Annotated in this window: 15 protein-coding genes; 10 read left to right on the forward strand and 5 right to left on the reverse strand. The window is 60.0% G+C overall.

Translation table 11 applies throughout. The annotated features are described in order from the left end of the window. The first annotated feature begins 135 nt into the window (after positions 1-135). The 3 genes from QD336_RS20565 (at position 136) to QD336_RS20575 (ending at position 3162) form a co-directional block, all read left to right on the forward strand. Positions 136-810 (forward strand): response regulator transcription factor, encoded by a 675-nt coding sequence (locus QD336_RS20565; RefSeq protein WP_269340154.1) that lies wholly within the window; start codon positions 136-138, stop codon positions 808-810. After that, complete coding sequence (locus tag QD336_RS20570) at positions 807-2258, forward strand: sensor histidine kinase (protein ID WP_499172004.1); 1452 nt, start codon at positions 807-809, stop codon at positions 2256-2258. Before QD336_RS20565 ends, QD336_RS20570 begins: the two co-directional genes overlap by 4 nt. A gap of 274 nt (positions 2259-2532) precedes the next feature. After that, entirely contained in the window at positions 2533-3162 is a 630-nt protein-coding gene (locus QD336_RS20575) for an outer membrane protein (RefSeq protein WP_499172005.1), read from the forward strand. A gap of 134 nt (positions 3163-3296) precedes the next feature. Here QD336_RS20575 and QD336_RS20580 read toward each other — a convergent pair whose 3' ends face one another. Both QD336_RS20580 and QD336_RS20585 read right to left on the reverse strand, forming a co-directional pair. Further along, positions 3297-3683 carry a hypothetical protein gene (locus tag QD336_RS20580; protein WP_269340157.1) on the reverse strand — a complete coding sequence of 129 codons (387 nt, stop codon included), beginning with the start codon at positions 3681-3683 and terminating at the stop codon, positions 3297-3299. A 142-nt stretch (positions 3684-3825) separates the two neighbouring features. Further along, the gene (locus QD336_RS20585) at positions 3826-4257 is read right to left on the reverse strand and encodes a MarR family winged helix-turn-helix transcriptional regulator (RefSeq protein WP_269340159.1); all 432 of its coding nucleotides are present in this window, start codon (positions 4255-4257) and stop codon (positions 3826-3828) included. A gap of 205 nt (positions 4258-4462) precedes the next feature. Here QD336_RS20585 and graD point away from each other — a divergent pair, with 205 nt between their 5' ends. The 7 genes from graD to QD336_RS20620 all read left to right on the forward strand — a co-directional run bounded on the left by graD (position 4463) and on the right by QD336_RS20620 (position 11101). Next, positions 4463-5002 (forward strand): FADH(2)-dependent resorcinol hydroxylase reductase component, encoded by a 540-nt coding sequence (graD, locus tag QD336_RS20590; protein WP_499172006.1) that lies wholly within the window; start codon positions 4463-4465, stop codon positions 5000-5002. A 38-nt stretch (positions 5003-5040) separates the two neighbouring features. Further along, the gene (graA, locus tag QD336_RS20595; protein ID WP_499172007.1) at positions 5041-6270 is read left to right on the forward strand and encodes an FADH(2)-dependent resorcinol hydroxylase oxygenase component; all 1230 of its coding nucleotides are present in this window, start codon (positions 5041-5043) and stop codon (positions 6268-6270) included. A 46-nt stretch (positions 6271-6316) separates the two neighbouring features. Further along, the gene (gene tsdA / locus QD336_RS20600; protein WP_499172008.1) at positions 6317-7300 is read left to right on the forward strand and encodes a gamma-resorcylate decarboxylase; all 984 of its coding nucleotides are present in this window, start codon (positions 6317-6319) and stop codon (positions 7298-7300) included. Positions 7301-7303: 3 nt separating this feature from the next. Next, positions 7304-8359 (forward strand): maleylacetate reductase, encoded by a 1056-nt coding sequence (locus tag QD336_RS20605; RefSeq protein WP_499172009.1) that lies wholly within the window; start codon positions 7304-7306, stop codon positions 8357-8359. Positions 8360-8371: 12 nt separating this feature from the next. After that, a complete protein-coding gene (gene graB / locus QD336_RS20610; RefSeq protein ID WP_499172010.1) occupies positions 8372-9259 on the forward strand; it encodes a hydroxyquinol 1,2-dioxygenase in 888 nt (295 codons plus the stop codon). Beyond that, positions 9256-9585, forward strand: coding sequence for a YciI family protein (locus tag QD336_RS20615; protein WP_499172011.1), 330 nt, complete (start codon positions 9256-9258; stop codon positions 9583-9585). The genes graB and QD336_RS20615 overlap by 4 nt, the downstream gene beginning before the upstream one ends. 229 nt (positions 9586-9814) lie before the next feature. Further along, positions 9815-11101 carry an MFS transporter gene (locus tag QD336_RS20620; protein WP_499172012.1) on the forward strand — a complete coding sequence of 429 codons (1287 nt, stop codon included), beginning with the start codon at positions 9815-9817 and terminating at the stop codon, positions 11099-11101. Between the two features lie 98 nt (positions 11102-11199). Here the strand turns inward: QD336_RS20620 and telA are convergent, their stop codons facing one another. The 3 genes from telA to mprF all read right to left on the reverse strand — a co-directional run bounded on the left by telA (position 11200) and on the right by mprF (position 16791). Continuing rightward, complete coding sequence (gene telA / locus QD336_RS20625; protein ID WP_499172013.1) at positions 11200-12528, reverse strand: telomere resolvase TelA; 1329 nt, start codon at positions 12526-12528, stop codon at positions 11200-11202. 280 nt (positions 12529-12808) lie between these two features. Then, positions 12809-14194: a virulence factor gene (locus QD336_RS20630; protein ID WP_269340170.1), complete on the reverse strand. Its 1386-nt coding sequence runs from the start codon at positions 14192-14194 to the stop codon at positions 12809-12811. Further along, on the reverse strand, positions 14191-16791 hold the full coding sequence (gene mprF, locus QD336_RS20635; RefSeq protein ID WP_499172014.1) for a bifunctional lysylphosphatidylglycerol flippase/synthetase MprF: 2601 nt from the start codon (positions 16789-16791) through the stop codon (positions 14191-14193). The genes QD336_RS20630 and mprF overlap by 4 nt, the downstream gene beginning before the upstream one ends. Positions 16792-16904: the final 113 nt, after the last annotated feature.

The following is a 16904-nucleotide window of genomic DNA, read 5'->3' on the forward strand; positions in this document are numbered from 1 at the left end:
AAAAGCATGCGATGCCGGTCGGCTTGTGCCCGGCAAAGTGGTAAGGAGAGCAGTCCGGCTCCCCGCCCTGCAATGTAACTGCAATATTCACCGGCCAGTGGTGGGCTGCAAGAACGCATCTCTGAGGAAAAGTCGTTGCGAATCCTGCTTCTTGAGGATGAACCCGAAATGGCGCGAGCGCTCCTCGAAGCCTTGCGCCGGCGCGATGTGCTCGCGGATCACGTCAGCACCATCGGCGATGCCGATGTTCTGGCGCGCGACGGGGCCTATGACGTGCTGGTTCTCGATCGCCGCCTTCCCGATGGCGAGGGGCTGAACCTCGTGTCCTCGCTTCGCCGGAGAAAACACACCGTGCCGATCCTTGTCCTGACGGCGCTAGGCAGTGTCGATCATCGCGTCGACGGGCTCGATGCCGGGGCAGATGATTATCTCGCCAAACCCTTTGCGATCGAGGAATTGCTCGCTCGTCTTCGCGCGCTCCACAGGCGCGGCCCCACGCTTTCCGACAAATATGTGAGTTTTGGAAATCTGAGCATCGATCCGAAGAGCAGCGAAATCAGCGTCGCCGGTTCCATCATCGAGTTTCGGCGTCGCGAATATCTGGTGCTCGAGGCGCTGATGCGACGGCCGAACCGCATCGTGACGCGCGCCAATCTGGTCGAGGCGGTTTACACTCTTGACGACGAGATCGAGTCCAATGCTCTCGATGCCCATATCTCCCGGATCAGGAAGAAGCTGGCGCAGGCCGGCGCCACGGTCGAGATCAGGGCCGTGCGCAATATCGGTTATCTTATCCGGTTGAATACATGAAGGAAAAACGCAACCGATCGCTGCGTTGGGCGCTGATGAAGCGCCTTTTCGTGTTGCAGGCCTTCCTGCTCGTTCTTTTTGTCGTCCTCCTCATCGGCTGGATCTGGATCATCAATCCGCAACTGGAAGACGCCAATGAAGAGGCGGTCCGCATCGTTGCGGAAAGTGTGGCAAGGGATGGGCAGGGCCGGGTGCAGGTGGTGGCTACATCCGGATTGGCGGCATTAGAACAGCGCTACCCGAACCTTTGGTTCGTGGTACGGGACGCCGATGACGTCACCCTGCAATATGGAGAGGTCCCGTCGCCCGCTTTGACGGCGGTTTTCCCCCGCACCATCGAGAGGGCGCGTCTGGAAGCTGCGGAAACAGTCCGGGCCACCATGGAAAACCGCGATACGTCCGCCGGGCGGCTGCAATTCATCGCCGGGACGGAAAAAAGCACCCCGAATGACGGCCTCAGCCTCTGGATCAGCATGCAGCTGGATCTGGAAAGGGATGCCGACGGCGCCATCCGCTGGCTGACCGTGTTGCCCGGCGTGGGCTTCATCATCCTTATCGTTGTCGTGCCCATGTTGATCCTGACGGGCATCGCGACGCTGCTCGTTACCCCAAGGGCGGTCGGGCGCTCCCTGGGCGGCCTCATGGAAACGGTCAAACAGGCGAAATCGATCGATTTCGAAAACCGTTCCGCCCGCATCGATCGCTCGAAGGTGCCCCATGAAATCATTCCCCTGGTGGATGCCTTCAACATTGCGCTTTCCAGGCTGGATGAGGGATATAATCGCCGTAACCGCTTTCTTGCCGATGCCGCACATGAGTTGAGGACGCCGATTGCCATTGCCCGTATTCGGGCCGATCTCTTGCCCGATGACGCGCTGAGCCGGCAGCTCCGGGCCGATATCGACCGTCTCACGCGCGTCGCGCATCAGCTTCTCGAAATGCAGGCTGTCGGCGCGGTGGAATTGCCCGCCGTGCCGCAGGATCTCAACAGTCTTGTCGAGCGCATCGCGACCGATCTTGCACCGATTGCGATGGATGCCGGCTATGAATTCGATTTCGAGCCGAGCGAAGGGCATGTCGTGCTCACCATGCAGATCTCGATCATCGAGATGGCGGTGGTCAACCTTGTCCGCAACGCGATCGATCATGGCGGCGGCAAAGGCGCTATCACGATCCGGGTCGGTGCGACGGGCGTCGTAGATGTCTGCGATGAAGGGCCGGGAATACCCGTCTCGGAGCGCGAGCAGGTGTTCGAGCCGTTTCACCGCGTCAACGCCAATGCGCCGGGAGCCGGCCTTGGGTTAAATCTGGTCCAGAAGGCGGCCGAGCTTCATCACGGGCGTGTTTCGTTCCTCGATCTCAATCCCGGCTTCTGCGTTCGGCTGGAAATTCGATCCATCGCTTCCAAGGAGGCTGCGACCGCCACGGCCGGGCTGCCGGGGTTTTGAACGATCGGATGTGTTCCGACAATGAATTTCCTTACTATTTGGTTAAGGAAATTCAGATAACTCATTTAAATAAATAAATTATTTTTAATAAAATTCGTTTCGTGCAATGCAAGCGCAATTCTCGTCGGGAAAATCCCCTTATCTGCTGAACGCATCCGCACCCCGTGCCAGGCCGCGCAGCAGATGAACGGGAGCCGGTTTCCGGTTCTTCAACGCAAACTGAAACCCAAGAGGCGCCGCACGATGGCGCATCGGTTTCGTCTGGAGTCTTTTCATGTCGATAATCAGAAAATCGCTTGCCGCCGGGGCCATTGTCGTTGCGGTGGCAGGCCATGCCTATTCGGCCGACCTTACGAACTACAATACGCAGCAATCCTTTGACTACGGCAATCCGCCTGCTTTTTCATGGGACGGAGCCTATGTCGGTGTGCATGGTGGCGTCGCCTCACCGAGATTTAATCCATTGGCCAGCGGTCGCGGTCTGACGGGCGGTGTTCAGGCCGGCTATAACGTCCAGTTCGGCTCTGGCGTTATCGGCGCGGAACTGGAAGGTTCCTATCTCGGGAACGAGGCGCGTGTGCCGAACGGCCGGCTGCGGGAGCGTTTCCGGGGTGCGGCCAAGGTGAAGGCCGGCGTGGCGCTCGACCGCACGCTTCTTTACGGCACCGCAGGCCTGACAACGACGAAGTTCAAGGATGGCAATGGCGTAACAGGTCCCGATGGCTGGAAGCAGGGATATCTGGTCGGGGCAGGTGTCGAACAGAGCTTCGGCGGCGGCTTGTCGGCCAAGTTTGAATATAATTATGTGAGCACGGGAAATGTGGCCACGACGACCGCCAGCGGCAAATCGAAGACCGATGTCAGCGATCATGTCATCAAGGCCGGTCTGAACTATCGTTTCTGATCGGCCTATCCCATGACGGCTTTCAGGGAGAATTCACAAAAGAACGCCGCCGCTTTCCGCTTGGAAGCGGCGGTAAAGCAGGGGCATGGAGCAAACATGCGCTACCGGGCCGAAATCCGGAATGCCGGAAACGGTCATTCGCATTCGAGCGATGGTTGCCGGAAACTCGTCACATACCATTCGCTGCCGGAATTGCGGGTGTAGAACGTATAATAGCAGTCGATCCGTTCGACATAACCCGGCGTTTCCGACACTTCATAACGTTCGCCACGCCGCGTTGTCCGCACCTCACCGCTCGATGAGCCGGCGACGACCTGTGTCTTGTTCTTGCGCCATTGATAGGCCTGCTGGCCGGGGCCTAGGCCGTAGATATTGTCGGGTGGCCCATAGTCCAGCATGACGCTGGTGATGGGTGCGCCGATATAGCTTTTCATGACGGTCGAGGCGCAGGCCGCGAGCAGGGCCGATGCGGTGATAAGGGCGATCGCCGCCGGGAAGGCGGGTGACGATCGGTCGGTCATGGGAATTCTCCTCCGCTGTGGTGGGTTTCCACAGGGATAGGAACCGGCCATTACAAGTACATTGCACGCGACGATCGTGAAGGCGGCCATGGATTCCCGTCGGCTCTCAGCCGGGGAAGATCTCCTAAGCCGGCTATCTCTATCAAAGACCGGCGATATTGAGGCCGATATGGCGCAGGATGCTTTTGAAAAGTTTCACTTCTGCGGGGTCGAGGCCTTCGATCGCGGTTTTTTCGAACATGGCGGCGATGGGCATCAGCTCGTCGGCAAGTTCCTCGCCCTTCGGGGTCAGCGTGATGCGCACGATGCGCGCATTGTCGGCCGGTCGCTCACGGCTGACGAGGTTGCGGCGGACCATCAGGCCGACAAGGCGGGAGAGGGTGGAAATTTCCACCGACACCATGTCCGAAAGCTCGGTCAGGGTCTTGCTTTCCTGTTGCCTGAGCGTCGCCAGCACGCGGTACATCGGCAATGTGATGTCATAGGAGGCCAGTCTCACGGAGAAGCGCTCGCCCAGCCGAACGCCCACCCAGTTGAGCAGGTAGGGTACCGAGTCGGTGAACTGATAAGACACGAGCAAATCCCCGTTTGAGAACCATCTGCGCAGATGCTGATGTGCGCCTATCGGCTGTACCGGCACAATCCATCCGTTTCAATAGCTTCGCTCCACAAGGCCGGGGAATGGCGGGTTTCCCAACCACAGAAAATGACGAAAAACATTTGCATTGACAAATGTTGCAAATGAAAATAAATAAGATTGCAGGATTTGGGAGGATCTCATGACATCAGCATTGTTTGGCCTGAGCAGTCTTGCGCCTGAAGGCGTCGGCCAGAATTTCCGTTCGACGATGCGTCGTTTTCCGGCAACCGTAACGGTCATCACCGCCTGTGCCGCCGGTGATCAGCGCGATCACGGCATGACCGTGACGGCCGTTACCTCCGTCTCGATGGAGCCGCCTTCCCTGCTGGTTTGCCTTAATAACCGCACGCTGCTGCATGAATTGCTGCTGTGCCGGCCCGATTTCATCGTCAATGTGCTGACGCAGGACCAGATCGCGCTTTCGGATGGCTTTAGCGGCAAGGTGCCGCCGGAGGAGCGTTTCCGCGACGGCAGCTGGCAGCGCCATGATAGTGGCGTTCTTTACCTGCCCACGGCCCATGCCGCCATCGCCTGCCGCCGGGTTGCGGCCATGCCCTATGGAACCCATACCGTCTTCATCGGACAGGTGGTTTCAGCCGATGTCAGCGAGACGACACGGCCGCTGCTTTACGAAAACGCCCAATATTGCGCCGCAAGCCCCGCGAGCGAACCCGCCTGAATTTTTAGCGGTTAGATCATTCCCGCAAGGAGATAATCATGAACGATATGAGCCATGCGCCGCAGCCGGCGCAAACGAACCCGCATGTCCGCCTCGCCAGCCGCGTTGCCGGCATAGCCGATCTTTTCCGCTCAAGCGCCAGGCAGACGGAGGAAGCGCGGCGCGTGCCCCCCGGCCATATCGAGGCGCTGCGTGGCATCGGTTATTTCGATATCGTCAAGCCCCGAGCCTTCGACGGCAAGGGTGGCGATTTCGCCGAGCTGGTGGAAGCCAATATTGAACTTTCGGCGGCCTGTGCGTCGACGGGCTGGGTCGCCGGCCTGCTGTCTGCCCATCAATGGCTGCTGGCGATGTTTCCCGAAGAGGCGCAGGCCGATGTCTGGGGTGAAAATCCCGACGCGCTGCTGTGCGGTTCCTATGCGCCGGTGAAGATGGCCGAGGCTGCCGATGGCGGTTATCGCCTCGGCGGTAAATGGGCCTTCGCCTCGGGTTGCGAAAACGCACAATGGTCCCTCTGCGCCGCCATTCTGCCGCCGAAGGGTGAAGGAAAGCCGGTTCCCGCCTTTCTGCTCGTTCCCGCCAGCCAATATATCATCGAAGACACCTGGCATGTGGTGGGGCTGGCCGGCACCGGGTCGAAGACGCTGGTTCTCGACGATGTCTTCGTGCCCGAACATCGGGTTCTGACCTTTCCGGACGCCACCAGCGGCCGCACGCCGGGCGGACGATATTATGCGGAAGAGGGCCTGTTCAACATGCCGCTTCTGACGGGCATTCCCTCCTGTCTCGCGGCGGCCGGTGTCGGCGCCGCCAAGGGTGCGCTTTCCGCCTATGTCGATCATGTCGGCGGCCGGGTCACACGCGGCGCGGTGGCGGGTGGTAATAATCGCATGGCGGAATTCCCGACCATCCAGCTGCGCGTCGCGGAAGCCGCGGCGAGCGTTGACGCAGCCTGCGAGATCCTGCTGCGCGATGTGGCGAGGGCACAGGTGCTGGCGCAGGCCCGGATCGAAGGTCGGGCGGAATTTACGGTGGATGACCGCCTTCTGAGCCGTCGCGGCCAGTCCTTTGCCGTGTCTCTCTCGTTGCGTGCGGTACAGGCGCTGAACGATTCCACCGGCGGCGTCGGGCTCGATCTGGCGAACCCGGTGCAGCGCGCCTGGCGGGATGCCAATGCGGTCGGCCGCCACATCAGCATGAACTGGGATGCCGTCGGCACGATGATTGGCCAGAGCATGCTCGGCCTCGAACCCAAGGGCCAATTTTGATCGCCACTCCGGCGGCAGACCAACAGAGAATTTCGGAGGAAACCACATGCAAGGCAAGGTCGCTCTCGAGGAGCATTTCGCAATCCCGGAAACGCTTCAGGACTCAGCCGGTTTCGTGCCCGGCGATTACTGGAAGGAACTGCAGCACCGTCTGCTCGACATTCAGGATACACGCCTGAAGCTGATGGACGCGCATGGCATCGAGACCATGATCCTGTCGCTGAATGCCCCGGCGGTGCAGGCCATTCCCGACACGAAGAAAGCGATCGAGATCGCGCGGCGCGCCAATGATGCGCTGGCAGAAGAATGCGCCAAGCGGCCGGATCGTTTCCTCGCTTTCGCCGCGCTGCCTTTGCAGGACCCCGATGCGGCGACGGAGGAATTGCAACGCTGCGTCAACGATCTCGGTTTCGTCGGCGCGCTCGTCAATGGGTTCAGCCAGGAAGGTGACGGCCAGACGCTGCTTTATTACGACCTGCCGCAATATCGCTCTTTCTGGGGTGAAGTCGAAAAGCTCGACGTGCCGTTTTATTTGCATCCGCGCAACCCGCTGCCGCAGGATTCGCGCATCTATGACGGCCACCCCTGGCTGCTCGGCCCCACCTGGGCCTTTGCGCAGGAAACCGCCGTCCATGCGTTGCGCCTCATGGCGTCCGGCCTGTTCGACGAACATCCGCGCCTCAATATCATTCTCGGCCATATGGGCGAGGGACTGCCTTACATGATGTGGCGCATCGACCATCGCAATGTCTGGGTGAAGCTGCCGCCGCGTTATCCGGCCAAGCGCCGTTTCGTGGATTATTTCAACGAAAATTTCCACATCACCACCTCGGGCAATTTCCGCACCCAGACGCTGATCGACGCCATTCTGGAAATCGGTGCGGATCGCATCCTGTTTTCCACCGACTGGCCCTTCGAGAACATTGACCATGCCTCTGACTGGTTCAACGCGACGAGTATTGCCGAGGCCGACCGGGTGAAGATCGGTCGTACCAATGCACGCCGCCTCTTTAAGCTGGACGGACGCTGAGCCATGCAGCCTTTCGTTTATATGGCGGTGCCCGCCCGCATTGTCTTTTCGGCGGGCAGCTCGGCGGGTGTGGCGGAGGAAATCCACCGCCTCGGCTTCTCGCGGGCGCTGGTACTATCCACGCCGCAGCAAAAGGGTGATGCCGAGGCGCTTGCCGCCCGGCTTGGCCCGCTTTCGGCGGGTGTTTTTTCCGAAGCAGCCATGCATACGCCGGTCGAGGTAACGAAAAGCGCGGTTGAGGCCTACCGCGCCGCGGGTGCCGATTGCGTCGTCTCTTTGGGTGGCGGTTCCACCACCGGTCTCGGTAAGGCAATCGCCCTGCGCACCGATGCGGCGCAGATCGTCATTCCCACGACCTATGCCGGCTCGGAAGTCACGCCCATTCTCGGCCAGACGGAAAATGGCGTGAAAACCACCATGCGCGGGCCGGAAATCCTGCCGGAGGTGGTGATCTATGATGCGGAACTGACGCTCGGTCTGCCGGTTGCGATCAGTATGACGAGCGGGCTCAACGCCATGGCGCATGCGGCGGAGGCGCTTTATGCACAGGACCGCAATCCTATCGCCAGCCTGATGGCGGTCGAGGGGCTGCGGGCGCTGATCGAGGCGCTTCCGGTCATTCGGGAAGCGCCGCAGGATATCGGCGCGCGTGAGACGGCACTTTACGGCGCATGGCTTTGCGGCACCGTGCTGGGTGCGGTCGGCATGTCGCTGCATCACAAGCTCTGCCATACGCTGGGCGGCAATCTCGATCTGCCGCATGCGGAAACCCATGCGGTGCTGTTGCCGCACACCATCGCTTATGTGGAAGAAGCGGTGCCGGAACTGCTTCTGCCGCTTGCTGCCCTTGTCGGCGGCCGGGCAGGGCTGGGGCTTTTCGATTTCGCCGCCAGGCTTGGCGCGCCCGCGAGTCTGGCCGCTCTTGGCGTGGGAGCGGCCGATCTTGACCCCATGGCCGAGCTTGCAACGGCCAATCCTTACTGGTGCCCGCGGCCGATCGAAAAAACCGCGATCCGCAACCTTTTGCAGCGTGCCTTCGAGGGTACGCGGCCGGAGTGATGGGAGGAGACTATGGATATGAAGATGACCAGCGACGACGGCTACTTCGTTGAGGAACGCTCGGCTGAAACCGTGATTGCCCGCATGCGCGATTGTGACGATCCGCGCCTGAAGGAGATCATGGCGGTCGTAACCCGCAAGCTGCACGAGGCAGTGAAGGAAATCGAGCCGACCGAGGAGGAATGGATGAAGGCCATTCATTTCCTCACCGAAGTCGGGCAGATCTGCAATGAGTGGCGGCAGGAATGGATCCTGTTTTCCGATATTCTCGGTGTTTCCATGCTGGTCGATGCCATCAACCACCGCAAGCCGAGCGGCGCGTCGGAATCCACCGTTCTCGGGCCCTTCCATGTGGCCGATGCACCGGAAATGCCGATGGGCGCCAATATCTGTCTCGATGGCAAGGGCGAGGATATGGTCGTGACCGGCCGCATTCTCGATACCGAAGGTGCGCCGGTCGCCGGTGCGCGCATCGATGTCTGGCAGGCCAATGATGAAGGCTTTTATGACGTGCAGCAGAAGGGCATCCAGCCCGATTTTAATCTGCGCGGCGTCTTCGTGACCGGCGAGGACGGGCATTACTGGTTCCGGGCCACGAAGCCGAAATGTTATCCGATCCCGGATGACGGCCCGGTGGGGCAGCTGTTGCGGGCGATGGGGCGGCATCCTTACCGGCCGGCGCATCTGCACTACATCGTTTCGGCAGAAGGTTTCAGCCCGCTTGTCACGCATATATTCGATCCTGACGATCCCTATATCCGTTCGGATGCGGTGTTCGGTGTGAAGGAAAGCCTGCTGGCGGATTTTCAGCGGGTGGAGGATGCGCAAAAGGCGCGGGACTTCGGCTTCATCGGCGACTGGTTCTGGTCGGTGAACCACGATTTCGTGCTTGCCCGATGAGCGGCGCAAGCAATCGACCCAGGCTTTACGTGCGTTTTGCCGAAAGCGATCCCGATGCCACGCGGCAGCGGGTGGCGCAGCTGGAAGCGCACAAGGCCCATTTGCGCAATGGCGAGGCGATGGCCGAAGGGTTCAGGATCCTTGTTTCCGGTCCGATGAGCGCTGTTGCGGAGGGTCCGTCTGCCGCGCTCATCATCGCCGAGGCATGCTGTATTGAAGACGTTATCGCCTTCAGCGACGCCGATCCCTTCGTCATTCACGGGGTCTACAATCGCGTTCGTATTTTGAACTGGACGCCAACGCTATCGATGATTTCCGGGCTGTAATCCCGCTGATTTCAGCCGCCGTAGGGTGGTTGGCATTTATCAATATTGCATTTGCAATTTTTGCAAATGCAATATTTAATCAACGGCGAGTGATACCGGCGACATGTGGCTTGACAGAAGCAGGGCACATATCAGGGTGGAGCAAGCCGGGCACTCACGGAGGATAATGCAGGGACGGGGAGACGCTGATCCATTCCGGATGGCGCGTTCATGCGTGAAAGGGAGGAATATGTCCACGAATTATCTGAGCGCCGCCTCTGCGCGGACGAAAAACCCGGCCGGCGTCATTGCGACATGCGGCCTGATGATCATGTTCGACGGGTATGATCTGGTCGTTTATGGCGCGGTCGCACCGGCGCTGCTGAAAGAAAGCGCCTGGGCACTCAATCCGGCCATGGTGGGCCGTGCCGCTGCTTTGACGCTCGTTGGCATGTTGCTCGGTGCGCTGTTTGCCGGCACCATGGCAGACCGTATCGGCCGCCGGAAGGTGGTGCTTCTCAGCCTCGCCGGATTTTCGGCGATGATGATCGCCTCGGCCATGACGCCGAATTTTCTCGCCTTCGAAATCACCCGCTTCTTCGCCGGTCTCGGGCTCGGGGCGCTGTTGCCGACGGTTACCGCGCTGGTGCTGGAGTTTTCGCCACCACAGCGCCGGGCGCAGGCCAATTCGCTGTCCTTCCTCGGTTATCTTATCGGTGGCATCATTTCCGGCGTCATGGGCATGCTGCTCCTGGAGAGCTATGGCTGGCGCCCCTTGATGCTGATCGGTGGCCTGCCCCTCATTCTGCTGCCGATCTTCATGCGGTTCCTGCCGGAATCGCCGGAATGGCTGGCGAGCAAGGGCCGGCAGGCGGAGGCTGACGGCGTCTGCGACACTTATGGTCTGCAACGCATCGTGCCGCACGCAAAAATGCAGAAGGGCGGCGTCGGCGCGCTGTTTTCGGAAGGCCGGCTGGCCTCGACGCTGAATGCCTGGGGCATTCACTTTTGCTCGCTGCTGCTCACTTTCGGCATGGTCAACTGGCTGCCCACCATCATGAACAAGATGGGTTATGACATCAGCTCGGCGCTCAGTTTCTCGGTCATGCTTAATGTCGGCGCCGCGATCGGCATCCTTATCGGTGGGCGCTTCGCGGACAAGGGCAACGTCAAGGTGGTGGTGGCGATCCTGTTTGCCATCGGCGCCGGATCGATCTTCGCCCTGACGGTGAACAAGGGTCCGCTTCTTTATGCCTTCGTGGCGCTTGCGGGTGCCGGAACCATCGGAACCCAGATTCTCGCCAATGTCCTCGTCGGGCGGCTTTATCCCGTCCATATTCGCGGCACGGGTCTTGGCTTCTCGCTGGCGGTCGGGCGGCTTGGCGGCATCGCTGGCCCGATGATCGGCGGCCTCGTGCTGCAACGGGGTCTGGCGCCCGAGTGGAATTTCTACATTTTCGGCTCGGTCGCGCTGGTAGGGCTGGTGCTGACGGTGTTGACCCTGCTTTACCGCACGTCCGGTGATGCGCGGGCCTGATGGGGAACGACTGGCCGTGGGACTGGAATCCGCGGCCGGATACCAGGGTATCTCTTTACAAGCCCGGACGGAAAGCCGGGCTTTTTTGCTGAGATGCTCTAGGCTTTGCGGGAAGCCGGTGCGATTGCCGCCATTTGCTGCAATGCCCTTTCATTCGTGCGTTTGGCCCGCGCCAGCGCGTCGTCGCGATCTTCGGGCAGCGTATAGGTCATGTAAGACAGCGAGGTTTCGAGGTCGTTATTGTTATGTCCGAGAATGGCGGCGAAATAGCTGTTCTTAGTCACATGTGGCGGCGCGAAATTGTGATAGGCCACCTCGGCATAGAGATGTCTGAGGCCATAGGGCTTGGGAAGTTCTTCCTTCGGCCAGAGATTCTCGAACAGGCTGAAAACCGTGTCCCTGAGCAGCAGGCGGGTTTCCGAGGAAAAATCGTCGATCGACATGCCATGCCACAATTTTCCCTGGCCGCTTTCGCGCAGGCGCCCATAGGCGGACAGGATCGTTTCGGAGCGGGTCAGGACCGGGATTTCATAGGTAATCCCGAATTTCGTACCCTCGCCCTGTTTTGTCTTGGCCTGGCCATTGAATAGAAGGCTCCATTTGGAAACGCCCTTGCCATAGGGGGCAGGCGTAAATTCGGCCTGGGTGAAGACTTCGTAGGGCCGGCGTCCCGTCATGCCGATCAGGCCGATGCCAATCATCAGCGGATCGCTGGACCTGAGACAATCCTCGCAGATTTTCAGAACCTGCCGGTAATTCTCGAATGTGATCAGCGCGCCGTGCTTTTTCGCGATCTTTTCCATCTTCACCCGGCGTGCATCGTCATACATTGCGGCATCGCCGGTGGCGATCTTCAGCATCGGGTGTTCGTCGCCGAAGGCTTCGCGGATAGCGTTGCGATATTTCGTAATGTAGGAAATGATCGTCGTCTGGGCCCTGCCTTTCATGGTGCTGATTTCAGCGTTCCACAGGGTCTGCATCTCGTCCTTCGTCCCGATGCCGTTCATCGCCGAAATGAAATCCGCGATGCGCAGAAGAACGGTCGGCTTGCGGCCGGCGGTGTTGAACTCCGCCCGCTCGATTTTTTCGACAATCGATATTGCGACGCCGGTTTTGGGGTAGTCGGCTCGTTCGATATAGGTTTTCAGCCGTTCGCGCAGCTTCTTCATGTTGCAGATGGCAAGCGGGGTGCTCTTCGGGCCGAACTCGGCCTTCAGCGCATAGCGATATTTCATGATGTAAAGTTCGAGCGTCTTTTCCGTGCGGCCATTGTCGAAATGGTAGCGGACCTCGGCATCCCACAGGTCACGGATTTTTCTGTTTCGCGAGGCGTCGTCGCTCTTCATCGCCTCCCTGACCTCGCCAACGAATTGATCGATGCGCTCCACGAGGACCGGTGTTTTTGTTTTTCGTTTTAAGGCGGGCATGCGGCGGCTCCCTGAACCGGTCCGGAAATATAAAATCCATGGTTGGCTATCGACAACAGCACGGTTGCGGAAACGCGATGAACATTCGCCGCAGGCCAGCTTCTTTTGAATAATAGTTTAACCGATTCCGCAAGCACGGCCGCGATGGGGAGAAGCATCAAAGACGGTTTGCGGGCGGCATCGTTCGCCCGCAAACCGCGAATATTGGTTCAGGTGGATGAAATCCAGCGGAATATTCGTGTGGCTTCGGACTGTTTCCGAAGCCGCCAGGACTGAAAGCTTATTTCTGCAGCCGGGTTTTCAAGGACGCCACGATCTTGTTGGCAAGCGCCTCGTAATCCTCGTCGAAATGGTGGCCGCCCTCGATGCCGAGCGTTTCCACGCCCTTTGCCTTCAGGCCGGGGCAGGGGTCTTCATCCTCTTCCTCCGTGCCATAAATGCACTGCACCAGCTTCGGGTCGATCTTGGCGATGTCGTCGACGGTCTTGCCGCCCTTGCCTTCACCCGCTACGCCAAGCCAGCCCTGAACGGAAATCTCGAAATCCACTTCCGTCGACAATCCCATGAGAGTGAGTTGCACGACATGCGATTTCGCACGTTCCGGCAGCCGGTTGAAGGTTGCGGGAATGATATCGGCACCGAAGGAATAACCGATCAGCACGACGTTTCGAACCTTCCATTCCTTGCGATAGGTGTCGATGATGCGTGCAAGGTCGTTTGCGACGTCCTGCGGCTGTTTTTCCTTCCAGAAATAACGCAGTGCATCGACACCGATCACGGGTATGCCCTGCTTCTGCAGCGCGCCGCCCACTTCCTCATCGAGATCGCGCCAGCCGCCGTCGCCGGAATAGATCACCGCCATGGTGTCCATCACCGGGCTTGTTTCGAGAACCTTGATCGGCAGGCCGAGCGGGTTGTCTGTATCGCCGGCGGCATCGACCTGGTCGGACAGGGTCTGGGTCAGAACCTCGTCCGCCTTGTCATCCACATCCGTCACGTCGATATCGGGATGCAGCTTGACGAGCGCGTTGACGTGGTCGCGGCCCTTCTGGTCGGCAGCGGGCGTGAACAGCACGCTGACCGGCGCCGGCAGCGGGCCGTCGGTGAGGCCATAGACCGTCTCGCCATCCACCTTGTCCTTGGTGGCGGGCGTGCAGAGGATCTTCTCAAGCGGAAGGCCGGCCTTGGGGTCGACGGCGATGGCTTCCCGCACGGTGGAAACCGGGCTTTGCGCGATCATGGCCAGTGCGAGCGTTCCGCCCTTGCCGATGCCGGTGAGAATGGGCTGGCGATAGCTGCTGGTGCCGGCGGTGCGCTGGATCTGCTGCGACAGCGACTCGATGTCCGAAATCATGTAGATGCACTCGTCCTCGTCCGCTTCGAGTGCCTTCAAATATTCCTTGAAGTCGATGCCGACCACGGCGGCGCCTTTTCCCACCAGCGTCTTTGCACGTTCCTCATCGGCGGCGGTCCAGCCGTCCGCGTCGGAAATCAGGAAAACGCTGGCGAGAATATCGCCGTCGGGCACCATGATGTGCTCGGCCGGGATCATGCCGGTCTCATAGGCGGGCTTGTCCTGGCCAAAGGCGGCGCCGGAGGAAAATAACGGGGCGGTAAACAGGGCGGAAGCGGCAAGGATTGCCTTCAGCATGCTGGATTTTCTCATTTTCCGATTACTCCTCTGACACCGCCGCTGATTAGAACCGTCGCGTCCATCAGCGCCAGAGCGGCGTCTGCACCGTTCTGCACGGCAAGGTAACGCGGTTCCCATTTCGGGTGGAACTTCGCCTTGAAGGCGCGAAGGCCCTTGAAGTTGTAGAAACGTTCGCCGTGTTCGAACAGCGTGCTGCCGATACGATCCCAGACGGGGGCCGTATCGCGCTTCGACATGCCGGACATGGGCGCCATGCCGAGGTTGAAGCTCTCGTAGCCAGCCTCGCGCAGATATTGCATGATGCTGACGAAGAGGAAATCCATCGCGCCGCGCGGCGCATCCGGCGAAAAGCGCATGAGATCGACGGTGGCTTCCTTTTTCGTCTCCGTCACCATCAGATTGGCGAAGGCGGTGATTTTTCCATCCTTGCGCAGCACGGCGACGGGTTGCGACAGAATGTAATCCGGTTCGAAAGCACCGAGCGAGAAGCGTTTTTCACGCGTATTGTGGTGTGCGAGCCAGCCGTCGGAGACCTGTTGCAGCTCATCCAGAATATCGGGCACCTGCGCCTTTTCGACAACCTCGAACGTCAGGCCGTCGCGCGCACCGCGGCTCAGCGACTGGCGAAGGGTCGCGAGCTTGCCGCCCTTCAGTTCGAACGCGGTAAGATCGACCAGCGCCAGTTCCCCGAGCTTGAAGGCGCGCAGCCCTGCATCGGCGCAATGGGAGAGAAGGAAAGGCGAAATCTGGTAGAAGGCGGCGCGAGCGCCCGCCGCACGGGCGGCCTCCACGAATTGCCAGACGAGGTCCGGAAAATCCTCCTCGTCGCCGACCGGATCGGCAAAGGCGATCCAGGAGCGGCCCTGAATGCCATACATGATGAAGGCATTGCCGCTTTCGGAGAACATGACGTGCTTGTCGCCCATGCGCACCAGATTGGCGTCGGCCGCATCCTGTTGCGTGACGATGTCAGTGGCGCGTTCCACGTCCTCGGACTGGATGGAATCCGGCTTGAAGATAACCGGCCGCATCAGGCTGAAAATTGCGATGGTCGAGGAAGCGAGCACCAGGCCAAGGAGGGCGCGCAGCCCGCGCGGGGCTTCTTCGGAGAACTCGAATTCCCACCACAATGTATGACTGTAATCGGTATCACGATAGACGAACAGGAGGATCGTTGCCGCGCCGGCGATGATGACGGCCATTGCGGCGAGCCAGCTTGGTCCCAGTGCCTGTTTGACCAGTGAGGCGTGCCGGTTGAAGCTGCGCACATTGAGGGCGAGTGCCGCAATGAAGATGCCAAGGAATACCGCCTCGAAGACCGCGATGGCCTTGAGGATGGAGAGGATGAGGGCGAGGGAGGCCGCGATGAGGGCGATCCACCAGGCGCCGTCCAGTCTCTGCCCGAGGCCGCGTGAGGCGACGACGAGGCCGAGGCCGAGAATGCTCGTCAGAAAATGCGCCGCTTCGATGATCGGCAAGGGCACGAAATTCGAGAGGAAATCGAGGTTGCTGTCCGGCGTCGGCGTCACGCTCGAAAAAATCAGCATGGTGCCGAGAATGATCGCGAAGGTGGAGAGCAACGGCGGCGCCAGCCGCACGGCAAGCTGGCTGATATCCGAAACCACGGGCTTGGCCGCGAACTGCTTCATCTCGGACAGGATCATGACCAGAATGGCGACGACCAGGGGCAGAACGTGATAGATGACGCGGTAGAGCACGAGGCTTCCGAGCAACTCATCGACGCTGATCGCATTGCCGAGACCCGCCACCATGACGGTTTCGAAGACGCCGAGGCCTGCGGGGACATGGCTGAGAACGCCGAGGCCCACGGCGGTGGCATAGATCGCGAAGAAGGTCGGCCAGCCGAGATGCGTTTCCGGCAACAGCACGTAGAGAACGGAGGCAGATGCAGCGATGTCGAACGCCGATACGAGGAACTGCCGCGACGACGTGCGGCTGTCGGGGAGGCGCAGCCGCCATTTGCCGATGCGGATCGCCTTGCCGTCGCGGCCGATATAGGCCGTGATCACAAGAATGGCGATGACGGCAAGGGCCGCACCCCTCAGCACCAGCGGGTCGAAGCCGACGATGGCGGCGATGCGGGGTGCAACGATGAAGGTCGAAAGCGCGCTGACGGAGAGAAGCCCGAGGCCGAACGACAGGGTGACGAAGGCGATGACGCGGGCGATATCACCCGGCGAGAGGCCGAGCCGGGAATAGGCGCGGAAGCGGATGGCGCCGCCGCTCAGCGGACCGAAACCTGCCGTGTTGCCGATGGCATAGGCCGCAAAGGCCGTGGCCGCCATCGACGGGAACCGGACTTTCTTGCCGACATATTCGATGGCATTCGCATCGTAAAAGATGAGGGACAGGAAGCTCAACGCCGTAAACACGATGGCGAGCAGAATGGAGGAAAACGATGTGCCAAGAAGGGCGGCGATCACATCGTCATATCGTACTTCCGATGTGAGGCGGTAAATCGCAAACGTCATCATCACGAAGATGAGCGTTATGGCGATGGCCGTCAGATAGGGCCGGTTTCTGGCAAAAAAGCTTTCAACCGGGGATTCGCTAATATCGGTCTCTATAATTTCGCTCTTGTCTGCCATTTACTTTTTCCAGCGCCGGTCCCGTTGGTTGGCGAACCACAGGATTGTGTCGCTAATTCGTTTCGGTTGAGGAAATTTGCTTAGCAGAATTGCGTGACGTGTCGATGTGAAGT

Origin of the sequence: Rhizobium sp. BR 250 (assembly GCF_047445855.1) — a bacterium.
Classification (GTDB): Bacteria; Pseudomonadota; Alphaproteobacteria; order Rhizobiales; family Rhizobiaceae; genus Agrobacterium; species Agrobacterium tumefaciens_I.

Bases quoted from the DNA above. Each gene is read 5' to 3' on its own strand.
- QD336_RS20620 (WP_499172012.1), top strand. From the start codon at position 9,815: ATGTCCACGAATTATCTGAGCGCCGCCTCTGCGCGGACGAAAAACCCG.
- mprF (WP_499172014.1), bottom strand. From the start codon at position 16,791: ATGGCAGACAAGAGCGAAATTATAGAGACCGATATTAGCGAATCCCCG.
- QD336_RS20630 (WP_269340170.1), bottom strand. From the start codon at position 14,194: ATGAGAAAATCCAGCATGCTGAAGGCAATCCTTGCCGCTTCCGCCCTG.
- QD336_RS20570 (WP_499172004.1), top strand. From the start codon at position 807: ATGAAGGAAAAACGCAACCGATCGCTGCGTTGGGCGCTGATGAAGCGC.
- graD (WP_499172006.1), top strand. From the start codon at position 4,463: ATGACATCAGCATTGTTTGGCCTGAGCAGTCTTGCGCCTGAAGGCGTC.
- QD336_RS20615 (WP_499172011.1), top strand. From the start codon at position 9,256: ATGAGCGGCGCAAGCAATCGACCCAGGCTTTACGTGCGTTTTGCCGAA.
- graB (WP_499172010.1), top strand. From the start codon at position 8,372: ATGGATATGAAGATGACCAGCGACGACGGCTACTTCGTTGAGGAACGC.
- QD336_RS20575 (WP_499172005.1), top strand. From the start codon at position 2,533: ATGTCGATAATCAGAAAATCGCTTGCCGCCGGGGCCATTGTCGTTGCG.
- telA (WP_499172013.1), bottom strand. From the start codon at position 12,528: ATGCCCGCCTTAAAACGAAAAACAAAAACACCGGTCCTCGTGGAGCGC.
- tsdA (WP_499172008.1), top strand. From the start codon at position 6,317: ATGCAAGGCAAGGTCGCTCTCGAGGAGCATTTCGCAATCCCGGAAACG.
- QD336_RS20580 (WP_269340157.1), bottom strand. From the start codon at position 3,683: ATGACCGACCGATCGTCACCCGCCTTCCCGGCGGCGATCGCCCTTATC.
- graA (WP_499172007.1), top strand. From the start codon at position 5,041: ATGAACGATATGAGCCATGCGCCGCAGCCGGCGCAAACGAACCCGCAT.
- QD336_RS20605 (WP_499172009.1), top strand. From the start codon at position 7,304: ATGCAGCCTTTCGTTTATATGGCGGTGCCCGCCCGCATTGTCTTTTCG.